General features: G+C 67.3%; 17 protein-coding genes and 1 pseudogene. 12 read left to right on the top strand and 6 right to left on the bottom strand.

All coding sequences use genetic code 11. From position 1 onward, the window contains the following. Positions 1–28 precede the first annotated feature (28 nt). A complete protein-coding gene (locus CWT10_RS09195; protein ID WP_103062850.1) occupies positions 29–895 on the top strand; it encodes a 16S rRNA (uracil(1498)-N(3))-methyltransferase in 867 nt (288 codons plus the stop codon). Between the two features lie 9 nt (positions 896–904). Here the strand turns inward: CWT10_RS09195 and CWT10_RS09190 are convergent, their stop codons facing one another. Further along, complete coding sequence (locus tag CWT10_RS09190; RefSeq protein WP_103062851.1) at positions 905–1,162, bottom strand: hypothetical protein; 258 nt, start codon at positions 1,160–1,162, stop codon at positions 905–907. Between the two features lie 511 nt (positions 1,163–1,673). On the opposite strand from CWT10_RS09190, the gene CWT10_RS09180 reads away from it, so the two are divergent. The 5 genes from CWT10_RS09180 (at position 1,674) to CWT10_RS09160 (ending at position 5,283) form a co-directional block, all read left to right on the top strand. Further along, on the top strand, positions 1,674–2,375 hold the full coding sequence (locus tag CWT10_RS09180; protein ID WP_128683386.1) for an alcohol dehydrogenase catalytic domain-containing protein: 702 nt from the start codon (positions 1,674–1,676) through the stop codon (positions 2,373–2,375). A 5-nt stretch (positions 2,376–2,380) separates the two neighbouring features. Then, positions 2,381–2,740 carry a zinc-binding dehydrogenase gene (locus CWT10_RS09175; RefSeq protein WP_103062854.1) on the top strand — a complete coding sequence of 120 codons (360 nt, stop codon included), beginning with the start codon at positions 2,381–2,383 and terminating at the stop codon, positions 2,738–2,740. A 275-nt stretch (positions 2,741–3,015) separates the two neighbouring features. Next, positions 3,016–3,684: a TetR/AcrR family transcriptional regulator gene (locus CWT10_RS09170; protein ID WP_103062855.1), complete on the top strand. Its 669-nt coding sequence runs from the start codon at positions 3,016–3,018 to the stop codon at positions 3,682–3,684. A 70-nt stretch (positions 3,685–3,754) separates the two neighbouring features. After that, a complete protein-coding gene (locus tag CWT10_RS09165; protein ID WP_233188111.1) occupies positions 3,755–4,540 on the top strand; it encodes an ABC transporter ATP-binding protein in 786 nt (261 codons plus the stop codon). Next, a complete protein-coding gene (locus CWT10_RS09160) occupies positions 4,537–5,283 on the top strand; it encodes an ABC transporter permease (RefSeq protein WP_103062856.1) in 747 nt (248 codons plus the stop codon). The genes CWT10_RS09165 and CWT10_RS09160 overlap by 4 nt, the downstream gene beginning before the upstream one ends. A gap of 253 nt (positions 5,284–5,536) precedes the next feature. Here CWT10_RS09160 and CWT10_RS17405 read toward each other — a convergent pair whose 3' ends face one another. Together CWT10_RS17405 and CWT10_RS17400 are read right to left on the bottom strand one after the other, a co-directional pair. Beyond that, positions 5,537–5,845 carry an ATP-binding protein gene (locus CWT10_RS17405; RefSeq protein WP_233188112.1) on the bottom strand — a complete coding sequence of 103 codons (309 nt, stop codon included), beginning with the start codon at positions 5,843–5,845 and terminating at the stop codon, positions 5,537–5,539. 527 nt (positions 5,846–6,372) lie between these two features. Next, positions 6,373–6,537 (bottom strand): annotated as a pseudogene (locus CWT10_RS17400) (AlbA family DNA-binding domain-containing protein); the annotation flags it as partial. A gap of 329 nt (positions 6,538–6,866) precedes the next feature. Here CWT10_RS17400 and CWT10_RS09150 point away from each other — a divergent pair. The 6 genes from CWT10_RS09150 to CWT10_RS09125 all read left to right on the top strand — a co-directional run bounded on the left by CWT10_RS09150 (position 6,867) and on the right by CWT10_RS09125 (position 12,902). Continuing rightward, positions 6,867–7,943, top strand: coding sequence for a PhoH family protein (locus CWT10_RS09150; protein WP_233188113.1), 1,077 nt, complete (start codon positions 6,867–6,869; stop codon positions 7,941–7,943). Then, on the top strand, positions 7,940–8,398 hold the full coding sequence (ybeY, locus tag CWT10_RS09145) for an rRNA maturation RNase YbeY (RefSeq protein ID WP_103062857.1): 459 nt from the start codon (positions 7,940–7,942) through the stop codon (positions 8,396–8,398). Before CWT10_RS09150 ends, ybeY begins: the two co-directional genes overlap by 4 nt. Then, positions 8,395–9,714, top strand: coding sequence for a hemolysin family protein (locus CWT10_RS09140; RefSeq protein WP_103062858.1), 1,320 nt, complete (start codon positions 8,395–8,397; stop codon positions 9,712–9,714). Before ybeY ends, CWT10_RS09140 begins: the two co-directional genes overlap by 4 nt. Next, entirely contained in the window at positions 9,707–10,744 is a 1,038-nt protein-coding gene (gene era / locus CWT10_RS09135; protein ID WP_103062859.1) for a GTPase Era, read from the top strand. Before CWT10_RS09140 ends, era begins: the two co-directional genes overlap by 8 nt. Positions 10,745–10,900: 156 nt before the next feature. Continuing rightward, the gene (locus tag CWT10_RS09130) at positions 10,901–12,634 is read left to right on the top strand and encodes an alpha/beta hydrolase (protein WP_103062860.1); all 1,734 of its coding nucleotides are present in this window, start codon (positions 10,901–10,903) and stop codon (positions 12,632–12,634) included. A 25-nt stretch (positions 12,635–12,659) separates the two neighbouring features. Then, the gene (locus tag CWT10_RS09125; protein WP_103062861.1) at positions 12,660–12,902 is read left to right on the top strand and encodes a hypothetical protein; all 243 of its coding nucleotides are present in this window, start codon (positions 12,660–12,662) and stop codon (positions 12,900–12,902) included. A gap of 23 nt (positions 12,903–12,925) precedes the next feature. Here the strand turns inward: CWT10_RS09125 and CWT10_RS09120 are convergent, their stop codons facing one another. From CWT10_RS09120 to CWT10_RS09105, 3 genes are all read right to left on the bottom strand, one after another. Further along, entirely contained in the window at positions 12,926–14,677 is a 1,752-nt protein-coding gene (locus CWT10_RS09120; protein ID WP_103062862.1) for an ABC transporter ATP-binding protein, read from the bottom strand. A gap of 558 nt (positions 14,678–15,235) precedes the next feature. Continuing rightward, entirely contained in the window at positions 15,236–15,583 is a 348-nt protein-coding gene (locus tag CWT10_RS09115; RefSeq protein WP_103062863.1) for a type II toxin-antitoxin system PemK/MazF family toxin, read from the bottom strand. A gap of 296 nt (positions 15,584–15,879) precedes the next feature. Then, positions 15,880–16,104, bottom strand: coding sequence for a helix-turn-helix transcriptional regulator (locus CWT10_RS09105; RefSeq protein WP_103062865.1), 225 nt, complete (start codon positions 16,102–16,104; stop codon positions 15,880–15,882).

The raw sequence follows: 16,104 nt of genomic DNA, 5'->3' as shown, positions 1-16,104 counted from the left end.
GGTGTGCCGGTGAACGTACGCTGAGAGGGTGACTGCGCCCGTGTTCATCTTCACCCCCGAGACGCTCGAGCCCGCCGGGGCGGCTGACATCGCCGCCCCCGGGGACGGGCTGATACTGAACGGCCCGGAAGCTCACCATGCGGTCTCCGTGAGGCGCCTGCGCCCGGGAGAGCGGGTCGACCTAGTGGACGGGCGGGGCCTGCGCCTGGTGTGCGAGGTGACCGACGCCGAAGGCGGACGGCGGGGGCGCCTGGGCGTACGGGTGGTGCACCGGGTCCAGGAACCCGACGCGAGGCTGAAACTGGTGCTGGTGCAGGCGCTGGCCAAGAGTGGGCGCGATGAGCAGGCGGTGGAGACCGCCACCGAGGTCGGCGCCGACCAGGTGGTGCCCTGGTGGGCCGAGAGGTGCGTGTCCGTGTGGCGTGGGGTGAAGGCGACCCGGGGGCGCCAGCGTTGGCAGGCCGCCGCACGCGAGGCCGCCAAGCAGTCGCGGCGGGCGCGCGTGCCCGAGATCGCGGAGCTGCTCACCACCGCCGAGCTGACCGACTGGGTGCGTCAGGTGTGCGAGGCCGGCGGGACGGCGCTGGTCTTGCACGAGGAGGCGACCAGGCCGATCGGCGATGCGGCGCTGCCGGAGACACGGGTGGGTGTGGCAGCGTCGGAGGCGGCTGGCGCAACCGAGGGCGACTCTCGGGAGGGTGCTGGCGGTGTGGGAGAGGCACCGGTGCTCGCCGTCGTCGTCGGGCCCGAGGGCGGGATCGGCCCAGCAGAGGTGACGGCGCTGGAGGACGCCGGGGCGACCACGGTGCGCCTGGGGCCGTATGTGCTGCGTACGGCGTCGGCAGGGCCGGTAGCGCTCGCGGTCCTCGCGCAGCGCGCCGGCCTGTGGGGCTGAGGCGGGTCTCTAGCAGGGGGACGAGTGGCCGAAACGCTTGTGCGCGGCCTGTTTCGAGACACCGAGGGCCGCGCCTATTACTGTCCATGACTCACCGGCCGCACGAGCGTCGGCGACGGCGCGAGCCAGGTCTTGTTCCGCGTCTACCACGTGTTTTTTCGCGGCGATGATGCGCCGGAAGTGCGTGGCGTCGCGTGAGGGCGTGCGCGCCGGGTCGAGAAACTGCAGCCCGGCATCCGGAGAACTGGTCGTAGTTGTTCGCTGCATGGGAATCACTTCAGATAATCGTAGAACTTCGGCCGTAGACGGTCTGCATGGATAATGCGGGCTGGTGCGGCTGAAGGAACAGCGACCAACTCAAGCAGACTCGAATCCATCGCTGGGCCAATCACGAGTAATCGATCCTCCCCGTCATACTCGTACTCCACCAGTCGCAACGCGTTCTCCCAGGCGTGGGCGACGTCATCGGCTGAGACACCATGTTTGAGGGCCGACCGAGTAACCCTCATTCGTCAACCTTACGTTGACGAGTTTGGTTAGTCAAGAGTGCACCACGCGGCGTACTCCGCCATACCGTTGCGGTACTGATTCGTTGAGGTATCGCGCGTACAGGATCCCACTCTCCACTGACGCGAATTCGGGCGCATCGACTCCCTCCGCTGGGACCGGTGCGCGGGCGCAGCGATACGATGCGAACAGACCATGAAGGCGGCGGGGCTGGCTCGTCCGGGCGCATCGCCACAGGCTTGACCAGCCGCCGGAAATCCAGTAGAAGACCGTGCCTGACATCATGACCGCCCTACTGCTCGACCGTCCGGCCGGGCCCGCGGATCTGGCCTCCGCCATGCGAGTCGGGGAGGTGAGTGTCCCCGAGTCCGGCGTGGGACAGGTCCGGCTGCGCGTGGAGGCCTGCGGGCTGAACCCTGTCGACTGGAAGGTCGCCCGCGGCAGCGCAGCCTGGAGTTGGCCGCACATCCTCGGCTTGGACGTCGCCGGCACCATTGACGTTATCGGGCCCGGCGTCACCACCCCGGCCGACGACGGCACCTCCGCGCTGCGTCCCGACCTCGCCGTCGGCGACCGCGTCGCCCTGTACCACGATCTACGGCGCCCGGGTGGACTGGCCCAGTACACCGTCGTCGATGCCCTCGCGGTTGCGCACGTGCCCGCGGCGGTTACCGCCGTAGAGGCGGCCGCCCTACCAAGTGCGGGCATGACCGCCTACCAAGCGCTGGTGCGACGTCTGCGCCTGGCCGCCGAGCAGACGGTGCTCATCACCGCCGGCGCCGGGGGAGTGGGCGGCTACGCCATCCAGATCGCCAAAGGTCTCGGCGCCCGCGTCATCGCCACCGCGTCGACGACCAAGTTGGAGGCCGTGCGCGCGCTCGGTGCAGACGAGGTCATCGACTACCGAGTCGCGGGCGGCCCCGAAGCCGTCGCCATGGCCGCGCGTGCGCTCACCCCGAGCGGCACGGCCTAGATGCCGTGCTCGACACCCTCGATTCCGCTTCGGCGACCGCGAACCTGGGTGCGCTCACCTTCAACGGCGGCCTGGCCTTCATCGGTGGGCGGCCCGACCTGGCCGCCATCCCGGGGTTCACGATTTCGCCGTCGATCCACGAGGTCTCCCTGGGGGCGGCCTACTCCGCGGGTGCTGCTCGCGATCGCGCCGACCTGGCCGCCATGCTTGCCGGGCTGCTGGAGCTCGTCGCTGGCGGGAGGCTTAACACCCGCGTGGCTGAGACTATGCCGCTGGACGAGGTGCCCGCCGCCTACGCCCGACTCGCCCGGGGCCACCAGATCGGCAAGCTCGTCTGCGACGTGGCCGGATCGGCCGGTGCGTGAGCTCGGGTGGGGGTGTGTTCGGCGGAAAAGTGTCCATCCGTCGCCACTTTGACGGTGCAGTGCCCATTCGTTCGCCGGAGGAACCACAGCTGCGCCTGCTACAGAGCCGTTGTTGTTGTTGCGGGAACGGCTGAGTCGATATCTGAAAGTGGCGACAGATGGACACATTTGGGTGCGGACGCCGTGTCGGTGGGGGCGGTTGTCTGCTGAAGCTCGGCACCAGGACGACACCGAACGTATCCTTCGACCTGTCAATAGTCGCGCAGGAGGGTGAGATGGGCACGCGGGGTCGCAGGCGGGCCGGGAGCCCGGATGCCCGGCGGGCGATTTTAGAGGCGGCCCGCGCCGCCTTCGCCCGCGACGGTTACAACACCTCGCTGCGCGGCATTGCACGCGAGGCGGGCGTGGACCCGGCGTTGGTGCACCACTACTTCCCGGAGCGATCCGATTTGTTCGTCGAGGCAGTCTATGACGGGCCGGACGGGCCGCCGATGGACCCGAGTGTTCTTGACGAAGTCCGGCGCCTGCCCTCATCCCGGCAGGGGGTGGCACTGGTGCGTGTGTTCATCACTCAGTGGGATCGCATGGGCCAGGAACGCTTTTCCGCGCTGCTGCGCGCGGCACTGACCAACGAGGGCATGGTGGCGCGGGTGCGCAAGCTCGTGGTCGGAGCTCTGGTAACCCCATTGGTCGCGAAGGTGGCACCCGACCGGGTGCGGCTGCGCTCCCAACTCATCGCCGGACATCTGGTCGGACTGGGCATGGCGCGCTGGGTCGCCCGCCTCGACGCCGTGGCCGCGGCGAGCCCGGAGGAACTCGCTGCCGCCGTCGGTCCGGTGATCCAGCACTACTTGACGGGCGAGATTGGCGCACAAGACGGCGTCGCCCGTGGGCAAATCGCCGATACCGACTCCGACTCTCGGGCCCAGGGAGCCGCGGGCTGAGTCGCCGAGCGTTGGCGTGCACAAGGCGAGCGGCCTTGCCGTGCAGTGGTGGCTCCCTTATATTCATCACATGATGAAAAACGGACGGGACACCGGCCGTGGTGGCTACGTGCCCACCGAAGTGGCCGCGCCCCCGAGCGCCGTCATCGTTCGTGGGCTGCGGGTGCGGCGCGGCGGCACCGAGATCCTGCGTGGCCTGGACCTTGATCTGCGACCCGGCTCCGTCACCGGCCTGCTAGGCCCCTCTGGCTGCGGCAAGACCACCCTGATGCGCGTCCTCGTCGGCGTGCAGCACTACAACGGCGCGGTCGAAGTGCTGGGGAAGCGGCCGGGCGTGCCCGCCGTACGCGACCGGGTCGGCTATGTGACGCAGGCGGCGGCCGTGTACAAGGACCTGACCGCCCGCCAGAACCTGCGCTACTTCGCCGCACTGGCCGGTCGGCGCGCCCGCGACGTCGACGAGGTGCTGGACACGGTGGGCCTGACCGACCTGGCCGACCGGCGCGTGAGCACCTTCTCCGGCGGCGAGACCGGCCGGGTCTCGCTCGCCTGCGCCCTGGTGGCCGGACCGGAACTGCTGATACTCGACGAACCGACGGTCGGCCTGGACCCACTGACCCGGGAGGGGCTGTGGGCGACCTTCCGGGATCTGGCCGATGCGGGCGCCACCCTGCTGATCTCCAGCCACGTCATGGACGAGGCCCTGCGCTGCGATCGCGTGCTGCTCATGCGCGCCGGCCGCTTCCTGGCCTCGACCACCGCCGCCGAGCTCCTGGCGCGCACCGGCGCCGACACCCTCGACGCCGCCTTCCTCGACGTCGTCCGGAGGGCGGAGCGCGGGGAGGGGGAGCGATGAACACGCGCACCTTCGCCGCCACCGTCCGCCGCGTCCTGGCACAGCTGGCGGCCGACGGGCGCACCCCCGGCTTGATCATGGTGGTACCTGCCGCCCTGCTGACCCTGCTGTACTTCGTCTACTACGACTATCCGCACGGAGAGCAGCTGTTCAACCGGATTGCCGTGGCCATGATGGCGATCCTGCCGATGCTGGTGATGTTCCTGGTTACCAGCGTGACCATGCTGCGCGAGCGCGGCTCCGGCACGCTGGAGCGGCTGTGGACCACACCCCTGCACCGCGCCGACCTGCTGCTCGGCTATGCCGCCGCCTTCACCGCCACGGCGGTGGGCCAGTCACTGGTGCTGTGCGCGGTTGCCGCGTGGTGCCTGGGGGTGCAGATAGCCGCCTCCTGGGCGTGGGTGATCCTCACCGCGCTGGTTGACGGCTTCCTGGGCGTGGCACTGGGCCTGTTCGTCTCCGCCTTCGCCCGCACCGAGTTCCAGGCGGTCCAGTTCTTCCCCGTGATCATCGGCCCGCAGATCTTCCTTTGCGGGCTGCTCGTGGCCCGCTCCCAGCTGCCGCGGGTGCTGGAGCTGTGCAGCAACGTGCTGCCCATGAGCTGGGCCGTGGACGCCGTCGGCGAGCTCAGCGCGAATACCGCACCGACCGCCGCCTTCGCCGCCGACTTGGGGCTGGTGGCCGGGGCAGGCGTGACCATCCTCGCGGTGGCCGCCCTGACCGTGCCGCGGCGGGTGCGCTAAAACGGATGCAGGCGGCGGCGTTGCCGGGGAAGCAGGGGCACTTGGCTCTTCTGATTGGGAGTGTGTTCCCGTGCCTGTGCGACTGCCGCCCTCGACGTGGGCCGCCGAATGTGCCTGGTGCTGCCGACCATGCGCTCAAACCGGAAGAGCTGGCATTGGATGCCTGCTATCGCGTTCATTCGGTTGTTCCCGTGAGAATGCGAAGGTAGGCGCGGGCGGTGTGTTCGCTGCGCCGACTTGGTTTCTTAGTGCCTCATCTTGGTGCCTTGGTGCTTTGACTTCGTGCTCCGACTTGGTGACTCGACTTAGTGACTTGGTGCTCCGACTTGGTGACTCGACTTAGTGACTTGGTGCGCTGACTTGGTGAGTCGCCCGGTTTGCTTGGAGTACCTCCATCCACGCCCGACTTGTTCGCATGTTCGCCGCTCTTGGCCGGGTCGTGGCTGGGCACGTAGATCGTGACCCGCACACGGTCCTGGATCTCCTCAATGACGGGCTCGGGCAGGCCGGCCTCAGCCACCTGCTCGAAGACGCGCTGGATTCCGGTACCCCACTGCTCCATGATCCCGGCTTCGCGGAAGAGACGATCGCCTCGCGGATCGGTTCGATGGGGATCGAGTAAACGTCGCGGCGCCGGACTTCGCCGAAGACCGCGGTCTTGTAGGCGTGCTTGAGCAGGAACTCCACGGCGGGGTCGACGGCCAGCGCCATGGGGCCGTGAATCTCGGTCTGGTCGAAGATGTCCGTGCCGTGCGGGCCGCGCAGGCGCCCGCACTGGACCCAGGCGGAGGACAGGAAGCGCGTGGGGTCGGGGCAGGCGGCAAGGATGCCCGCATTGGTGGGGACGGTCTGGTCACCCTGTTTGGCAGCGAGGCCGAGTGCCAGGAGGTCATCGGCCGACGTGTCGCGTCCGCGCAGCTCGGAAAGGACCTGCAGATCCAGGTCCTCCAGTGTGGCGCGTGGTTCGGGAAGGTTTTCGAAGGCGATGCCGCGGGCGTTGCGTTCGAGTTCGGCCACCAGCGCGGGGTCCGCCTGCCGCGTGGTGGAACCGAGGCGCACGTAGACGCCGGCTTCCGCACCCTGGCGGGTGATGTAGTGAGGTCGGCGAGTACTGAGTGGCACATCAACAACGAGCACCGTCTTGTCTGCCAGCGTCACCAGATCGATCGCGGGGACCAGCTGGGGTGAGATCCGGTCATCGATGAGGCTGGCGACGCGTTCCTCCTCGGCGAGTGGGTCTTGGACACCGACCACCGTGCCGTCGTCTGCTACACCGATGACCAGCCGCCACCCGCCGAGTTCGCGAAGGCGACAATCGTCCGCAGCGGCCCGCCGGGTGAAGACAGGTCGTGGTCGAACTGGAGGGTTTTGCCCCTCGTTGATGGCGATGCGGCCTTCAGACCTGAGGGTAAGGATGTCCTGAGGCAGAACTGTCACCGATGTCCTGAGACATCACACCTGAGGGTAAGGAAGGCCGATCCGGACCAATCCGTTGGGCCGGGCCATATCTACCGACCTCGGTGGTTATTTCTACCGACCTCGGTGGTTGGGGAGTGCTACCGGCCGGTAGCATGGGCGCCAAGATGACGAATTCGCCCATCACACCAGCAGCCGCGTCCGCAGACATCACCCGCAGCCTGACCCTGCCCGACGACCTCGCCCCCGTCGCCCTACTCGGCGCCCGCGATGAGGTGCTGCGCGCCGTTGAGCGCGGCTTCCCCGACATCTCCGTACACGTGCGGGGCACAACCGTGACGGTAACCGGCGCCGCCGCCCGCGTGGACATGGTGATTGTGCTGCTGTCCGAACTGATTGATGTAGCCCGCGCCGGCATGCCACTGACCGCCGACGCCGTCGACCGGGCCATCAGCCTGCTGGATGCCTCCGCCCGCCCGGCCGAGGTTCTTACCGACGAGGTCCTGACCACCCACGGGCGCTCCATCCGTGCCAAGTCACTCGGCCAAAAGGCCTACACCGATGCCATCGAGAACTCCACCATCACCTTCGGCATCGGCCCGGCCGGCACCGGCAAGACCTACCTGGCCATGGCCAAGGCTGTCGACGCCCTGGTACGCAAACGCGTCTCTCGAATCATCTTGACCCGCCCGGCCGTGGAGGCGGGGGAGAACCTCGGCTTCCTGCCCGGCACCCTCACCGACAAGATCGACCCCTACCTGCGGCCGCTGTACGACGCCCTGCACGACATGCTCGACGCCGAGGCACTGCCGCAGCTGATCGCCGCCGGCACCATTGAGGTCGCCCCGCTGGCCTACATGCGCGGCCGCACCCTTAACGACGCCTTCATCATCCTCGATGAGGCTCAGAACACCAGCCCCGAGCAGATGAAGATGTTCCTGACCCGCCTGGGCTTTGGCTCCAAGATGGTGATCACCGGGGACGTCTCCCAGATCGACCTGCCGGGAGGCCGCCCCTCCGGGCTGCGGGTGGTGCGTCGTATCCTCGACGGCCTGGAGGACATCAGCTTCTGCGACTTGACCGCCGCCGACGTGGTGCGTCACCGGCTCGTAGGTCAGATCGTTGACGCCTACGATCGCTACGATGCCGAGCACGCCGACAAGTCCGGCGCGGAGCCGGCCCCCCGCCGTGGTGGCCTCCGCCGCCGCACGCCCTCCGAATTCCGAGACAGGAACCGCCCATGACCACCGAGGTCATCAACGAGACCACCACGCCCATCGACGCCGCCGAGTTCGCCGCCTTGGCCGATCACGTGCTGTCCAATATGCATGTCAGCCCCCTGGCCGAGCTGAACATACTGTTCATCGACCCCGAGCCCATGGCCGAACTGCATGTGCGCTGGCTTGGCCTGGAGGGCCCCACGGATGTGATGAGCTTTCCCATGGACGAGCTGCGCCCTGGCACAGCCGAGAACGAGGCTCCTCCGGGCACCCTCGGTGACGTGGTGCTGTGTCCACAGGTGGCCGCCAGACAGGCCCTTGAGGCCGGCCACAGCGCCGTGGAGGAGATGCTCCTGCTCACCGTCCACGGAATCCTGCACCTGCTCGGCTACGACCATGCCGAGCCGGCGGAGAAGAAGGAGATGTTCGACCTCCAGCGCACCTTGCTGCTGACCTTCCTGGCGGAGCGGGGCAAGTGACCGCCACCCCCACTGTTCTGCTGCTGGTAGCGGCCGTGGTCGCGCTCGGCTTCGGGATGGCCCTGTCGGCGGGGGAGGGGGCGTTGACCCGCATGACCCGTGCCGCCGCCGAGGACCTCGTGGAGGCCGGCCGCCGCCGTGCCGACCGGGTGGTGGTCCTGACCGCTGAACGCGATCGAGTGCTGGCCGCTGTGGCCGGCCTGCGCGCCGGCGTGGACATGCTGGTAGCGGTCCTGGTGACCCTGGGCGTGGCCGGCCGCTTCGAGAAGTGGTGGCAGGTCCTACTGGTGGCGATCGCCCTGAACCTGGTGCTGCTGGGCCTGCTGGTTGGCGTCTCCCCGCGCTCGGCGGGCCGGCGCAACCCCGCCGGTACCCTGCTGGTGCTTGCGGGCATGTTGGAGAGGGTCGACTCCTTGGGCGCTCCCTGGCGCTGGCTGCAGGCACGCTTCGGTCACGTCTCCGCCCTCACCGACGCCGACATGCGTGCCGAAGTCACCGAGGATCTGCGCGAAATGATCGACGAGATCGGCGACTCCGAGACCATTGAGGACGAGGACCGTGAGATGATGCGTTCGGTCGTGGAGCTTGGCCAGACGCTCGTGCGAGAGGTTATGGTGCCCCGCACAGATATGGTCACCATTGAGCAGCATAAGCCTGCCTCGGCCTCCATGCGGCTGTTCATCCGTTCCGGATACTCGCGTGTGCCCGTGATCGGGGAGGACGCCGACGACGTGCGTGGCATCCTGTATCTGAAGGACTTGTTGCGGCGCCTGTCCGACCATCCCGAATACTGGGAACGACCTGTGGTGTCTTTCGTACGTGAGGCTACTTACGTGCCCGAGACCAAGCTCGCCGATGACCTGCTGCGCGAGATGCAGCTGGGACACTTCCACATCGCCCTTGCCGTTGACGAGTACGGTGGCATCGCCGGCCTGGTCACCATGGAGGACCTGCTGGAGGAGGTCGTCGGCGAACTGACCGACGAGCACGACCATGCCGAGCCTGTGGCCGAGGATCTGGGGCAGGGCATCTTCCGCGTACCTGTCCGCCTGGGCCTGGACGCCCTCGGCGAGCTCTTCGGCCTGGAGATCGACGACGACGACGTCGACACCGCCGGCGGGCTGCTAACGAAGGCCATAGGCAGGGTGCCGCTGCCCGGTGCCAGTGGCGACGTGCAGGGTGTACACCTGGTAGCCGAGGAGGCTACCGGCCGGCGCCGGCAGGTAGCCACGCTGCTGGCCTCCCGCTCCGACGCCGTCGACGCCGCCCCGCCAGCACCGACACCCCACGACCAAACCGACGAATCCGATGAGTGAGGCAGAAGCGATGACCCACACCACTGACGCCGATGGCTTCCCGATCCTCCCCGACGATCTGGACTCGGCAGCCGCAGACCCCGCCCGCGCACCCATCCCCTTGCCCGACTATCCCGAGGACTTCCGGGCCGGTTTCGTCTGCCTGCTCGGCCGGCCCAACACCGGCAAGTCCACCCTGACCAATGCGCTGGTGGGAACAAAGATCGCCATCACCTCCGGCCGCCCCGAAACCACCCGCCACAACGTCCGTGGTGTGGTCAGCCGGCCCGAAAGCCAGCTGGTGCTGGTGGACACCCCCGGATTCCACCGCCCGCGCACCCTGCTCGGCCAGCGCCTGAATGACCTGGTGCGCGAAACGCTCACGGGCGTGGACGTGGTCGCCTTCTGCATACCCGCCGGTGACAAGATCGGTCCCGGCGACCGGCTCATCGCCCGGGAGTTGGCCGCCCTGGGCAAGCCCGTAGTCGCCGTCGTCACCAAAACCGACACTGTCTCCCGCCCTAACCTGGCCAAGCAGCTCCTGGCCGTCAATGAGCTCGGTGACTGGGCGGATATCGTGCCGGTATCAGCCGTCAAGGGGGAGCAGATCGATGTGCTGGAGGAGGTCCTGACCGCCCACCTGCCCCCTTCGCCGCCGCTGTACCCCACCGACTCCGTCACCGACGAGCCCCAGGCAGTTATGGTCGGTGAACTCGTCCGCGAAGCCGCTCTTGAGCGCCTGCATGAGGAACTGCCGCACTCGCTGGCCGTGGTCGTCGATGAGATCGTCGACCCGGCCACCGCCGAGAATGCCGGCCGAATCAAGGGTGCAGGCAATCGCCTGCAGGTTCGCGTCAGCCTCCTGGTTGAACGCGACTCCCAGAAGGCCATCATCATCGGCCGGGGCGGTGCCAACCTCAAGACGATCGGCACCCAGGCCCGCCACGGCATCCAGGAGCTGCTCGGCCGTAAGGTATACCTTGACCTGCACGTGCGCACTGTCAAGGACTGGCAGTCCGACCCCAAAGCTCTGGCCAGACTCGGATTCTGAACACCGCCCGCCATGCACCCACTCCCCGACTCCCACAAGCGGCCCGAAGTTAAGCGGCGTGGTGCCCGGCCCAAGGCGAAATCGGTGCGCCGAGTTGGCCCAAAACGGCAGCCGGCGCGCATAACCGTGGCCGAACTTCGCTCCGGCTGGAGGTGGATGCGCGAGTTCCCGCGCCGGGCCTGGACGCTGTTGTCATGGCTGTGGCGCACCGAACGGCGACGCACCCTGATCGTGTTGGCGGCCGCATTCATCGCAGCCGTGCTCATGGGATTGCTGGGGACCGGGGGACGGGAGATCTGGGAGATACTCCTCACACTCGCCCTGGGGGCTCTGGTGCTGGCGGTATCCACCGACCACCGCACCATTGGCGGGATTATGGTCACCGCCCTTGCTCTCAGCCTCATCGGCACGCTTGCGGGACCTCGTTGGAACCCGCAGCCGGTCGCCGATTCCCTGACTCCGTATACAACCGACACCGCCATCGGCGGCACGGTGGATACTGCAGCCGTCGGCACCTATCGCGTTCAGACCACCAAAATCACCATCACCCAGGCCAACGGTGATGAAAGCACCGCTCTGTTGCGCCGACCCATCGGCGTGGAGGATGACACCCCGGGGGTGATCTTCATGCACGGCGCCGGCACCCACACCTTCTGGGGCTTCTCCGAACAGGCCGAGTCGCTTGCCTCCGCCGGCGTGACCACGCTGGTACCCGGCAAACCCATGGAGGATTACTCCGCAACTGAACGCGACTACCTGTCCATGGCCGAAACCTACCGGCACAGTCTGGATTATCTGATCGCCCTGGAGGGCGTGGACAGCGGCGACATAGGCATATACGGCGAATCCGAGGGCGCCATCCCCGCGGTGGTACTGACCGCCGAGGATGACCGGGTTGCCTTCCTGATCCTGGCCAGCGCTCCGGTGGTGCGGCTGCGCGAGCAGGCGGCGCTTGCCGTGGACACCTATATGCGAAATGTAGGAGTTCCGCAGGCCCTGCTGGATCTGATTCCGCGCGTGCTTGGCTCCGCCAACATCCCCGGCGGCGGCTTCGAGTACGCCGACTTCGACTCCGTGACCTACCTGGAGACCATCACCGTCCCGGTGCTCATGCTCTACGGCACCGCCGATGCCTCCATGCCGCTGGTGCAGGGGCCTACAACCGTGCGGGAAGCGCTGCAGGCCGCCAACAACGATCAGTTCACCGTCAGGTACTACGACGGCGCCAACCATGGGCTCAAACTCGGTATCTCCACCGACGGTTCGCTCGCCCCGGGGGTGACCCGCGACCTGTCCCGGTGGGTGACCGGCCTGCCGGACACCGCCTCCGCCCAGCCGCATGTGGCTGGCGCCACCCCCACCCAGGCCTACTGGGCACAGGCTCCCGACCCCACTCGCTGGTATGCCTCAGGGGATCTGATGCTCACCACTCTCATAATGGGTTTCGGGCTGATGGTGGCGGCCGGCGTCGGCTGGCTACTCGGGCAGGCGCCACGATTGCGTGGACGCCGCGGCCTGCACCTGCCCGACCCCATCGGCCGGTGGGCCACCTCCCTGTGCCTGAGCGTAACAGCAGCCTGGTTACTGTACGTGGTCTACATCCTGGGGGTGGCCTCCCTGGCCACCAGTTACCGCACTAACCATTTGTTCTCCTACGGCGGCTGGGTGGTGGTCCAGTTGGTGGCGATGGTCGCCGTGGTCATGCTCGTCAAGCTCGCCTATCGAGCCCGGCGCATGCGGGCGGCGACGCATGCCGCCAATCGGGAGCGCGGTGAGAAGGGACGCTGGCTGACCGTGCCCGCCGCAGCCGTGCTCACCGCGGCGATGATTGGGGCTGCCACGCTGCTGGTGGCCATCGCCTACTGGGGACTGTTCCCCATGCTGGTGTGAGTGATTGGGAGAGTGAAGGCAGGCCGTGAGGGCCCTGAACTTGATCGCGACAGCATTTCGGCTGCGGCGAGTCAAGTTCATGTTGGTGCTGCTGCCCGTTTCCAGGCCGCCATGCGGCGCCATTCTCAGCGTGCTCGACGAGGTGCGCGAGCGGGTAATCCTGCTCGAGGACGGGCTGGTGGCCGCCACCGTGGACATGCGCGCCGGCGGTGCCGAACGGGCCTACCTGGACGCCTTCGGAGTCGCCGAGGGATCCAGCGGGTCATAGGGCCAGGTGAATCCGTGAACCGCCTACCGGGGCGTCCCGATCCGCAGGGCGGCGATGAACTCTTGGTAGAGGCCGTCGCGCTCCAGCAGTTCCGCGTGTGTGCCCTCATCGCGCACCTGCCCGTCTTCCAGGACGATGATGCGGTCGGCGTCGACGACGGTGGACAGGCGGTGGGCGATCGTCACCACTGTCCCCGCCTGCGCGAGCCGGAGAATCGCCCTTTGAATCGCGGCCTCGCTGATACCGTCCAGTTGGGCGGTCGCCTCGTCGAGCAGCACCAGGTCGGGGGAGCGCAGCAGGGCGCGCGCAATGGCGAGTCGCTGCCTCTCCCCGCCGGACAGGCTCGTGGCGGCCACCTGCGCATTCAGCCCCTCAGGCAGCCTACGCACCGTGTCCGCCAGGCCGACGGCGTCGAGCGCCTGCCACACCTCCGCATCGTCGGCCTCCGGATGCCGGTAGTTAACGTTGTCCCGGACGGTGCCCGGGATGACCGGCGTCTCCTGCTCCACATAGGAGATCCGCGAGCGGACTTGATCGATACTCAGGCGCTCGTAGGGCACGCCGTCGAGCTCAAGGCTTCCGGAAGTCGGTTCGAGGAAGCGCAGGAGCAGGGAGAACACCGTGGTCTTGCCCGCACCGGAGGGACCGACCAGGGCGACGTGGCCGGTACGGGGGATCTCCAGGCTAACTCCGCTCAGGGCCGGCTGCTCCGTATCGGCGTACTGGGCGATGACGTCGCGCAGCACGATCCGGGGCGAGTCCTCCGCATCGGCGACTTCAGCGGCGCCGCCCGGAACCGCGTGCAGATCCTCGAGCTCAAGATGCTGGGTCTCGCGAATGCGTCCGGCCGCCGCGATGCCGGACTGCAGCTGGGTGAAAGCCATGGTCAGGTCGCTGATCGGAGCAACGAGATTGAAGGCGTACAGCAGGAACGCGACCAGCGTGGATACGGCCAGCGCCCCGGTACTCACCCGCCAGGCCCCGAAACCGAGGATGGCGATGATTCCCAGCTGTAGACCGCCACCGGCAACGACCCCGGTCATGGCCGAGATCCACACCGAGCGGATTGCGAACTTGGCCGCGGTCTGCGCCCGATCCTGGGAGGCCGCCACCTCTCGGTCCTCCGCACGTGAGGCCTTAACGGTGCGCAGGGCGCGCATACCAGACTCGAGCGAGCCGCCGAGCTCGCCCAGCGAGTCCTGGGCGCGCTTATCGGCCTCACCGATCATGGGCATCAGGATGATCAAGGGGACTGCGATGACCACGAGGGTGATGAGCGTGGCGATGAGCAGGGGTACGTCGAGGACCAGCATGAGCGCGACGGTGCCGACCAGTGCCACCGCTCCGTCCACCAGCTGAGTGACGGAACTGGTGGTCGCCTCCCGCAGCAGCACCGTGTCGCTGGTGACGCGGGTGACCAGTTCACCGGTGCGGATGCGCTGCACCTGGAGCAGCTTGGCGCGGAAAAACCGGCTAATCAGGGAGCGGCGCGCGTCCAGCACGATGTTCTCCGCCAGCCGGCCCAATACCACGTACTGCGCGAAGCCGGCAATCGCCCCCACCACGAACAGACCGATCAGCAGCCCCACCGGCTGCAGCAGATTGACGCCCGTTCCCAGGGTGTCCAGGACCCACTTGGTCACCATGGGGGTGGCCAGCGAGGTGGCGGTTGTCGCCAGCCCGAGCACGACCCCGAGGGCCAGCACCTTCCGGTGCGGTTTGATGTACTCCCACAGGACACGTATGCGCTCCCGGTTCTCCTCGCGCGTCGCCATGAGGCCAATGAAAGCTCAAGTGTCGTGGGGTGCGGGTGAGGTTAGCCCAACAGCTGAATTCCATATCGACCGGCTTCGGCGAGGGCGGGCGCCCGGAGCGCCTCGGCTCAGGTGAGGGGCGGGAACTCCTCCAGGGAGAACACCGACTCCACAGGCGTATACATGACCGCTCGGGGTGCGGACCCGGCGTGTTCGCCCGGGCGCACCGGATGACGGTTCGTCACTTCGCATGACGGTTCGGCACTAGACACCAACGCTTCGGCACTTCCGACGACGGTACGTACCGGAGGGTGCCGAACCGTCACAACAAGGTACGAATCGCTGACCAGAACACACGAACCCTGACGCGAAGGTACGAACCGTCGCGTCAACACAGTCGCGGCAACACACGAACCCCCAGGCCCACACACCCTCAAACGCGAAGAGCCGGTAATCCTGCTCAAGGACGGGCTGGTGGCCGCCACCGTGGACGTGCCCGCCGGCGGCGCCGAGCGGGCCTGCTTCGAGGTCTTCGGGCAGTGAATGGGCACGCATTGACGTCACGCTCTGGATGGTGATCTACAGGGCCAAGTGAAGCCTTAATGCGGCATCAACCTTGGCCATGAGCTCTGTCGGCAAGTGTCCTACCACCTGACCGAGGCGTTGAACCGCCACAGAACGTACCTGTTCTGCCTGTGCCTTGGAATCCAATGACAACCCGGTCGACTCCGCGGGGAGAAGGACTTGGAACGGGAGAACACGCTCGGTTGAGCTCGTGACTGGTACCACCGTTACAACACCTCGGCCGAGAACCGCGGCCGCCGTGTTGGCATCGTCGTTGCTCACCACGACGGCAGGTCTACGCTTGTTTGCTTCGCTGCCTATCACGGGATCGAGGTTTACAATCCGTATCTCACCGCGCAGCATCGTCGTTCCCATCGAGCCCATCGGCGACTGTCGTGTCCCATTCGGATGAGTCTGGGGATTCCGCCCAGTCCCTCCAGGCTTCCACGTAGGCCTTACGCAGGTTCTCCCGGTGAAGATGACGTATGGCCGTTTGGACTCCCGCTGATCTTGAGGGAAGGCCTTCCTGGTTTATGTACTCGTCTAGGAGCGCTAGATCCGCTTCACTCAGACTCACACTCAGTTTCATACTTAATATGCTACCACCGGTCGCCTTGAGGTGGGACCTTGGTGGTAGGACTGGTATGGCGATTTCGTGCTCAGCTCAGCGGCGGGAACTCCTCCAGGGAGAACACCGATTCCACGGGCACATCGAAGTAGCGGGCGATGCGCAGCGCCAGGTACAGCGACGGGGCGTACTCGCCGCGCTCCAGATAGCCGACCGTCTGGTAGTGCACGCCGAGCGCTTCCGCCAACTGCCTTCGGCTGACCCTACGGTCCGCACGCAGCACGGCGATGCGGTTGTGAACGACCTCTCCGGACAT

The sequence above is a fragment of the Actinomyces qiguomingii genome (assembly GCF_004102025.1).
GTDB lineage: Bacteria > Actinomycetota > Actinomycetes > Actinomycetales > Actinomycetaceae > Actinomyces > Actinomyces qiguomingii.
Note: the sequence above shows the minus strand (reverse complement) of the source record. Positions and strands in the feature narration are given on the sequence as shown.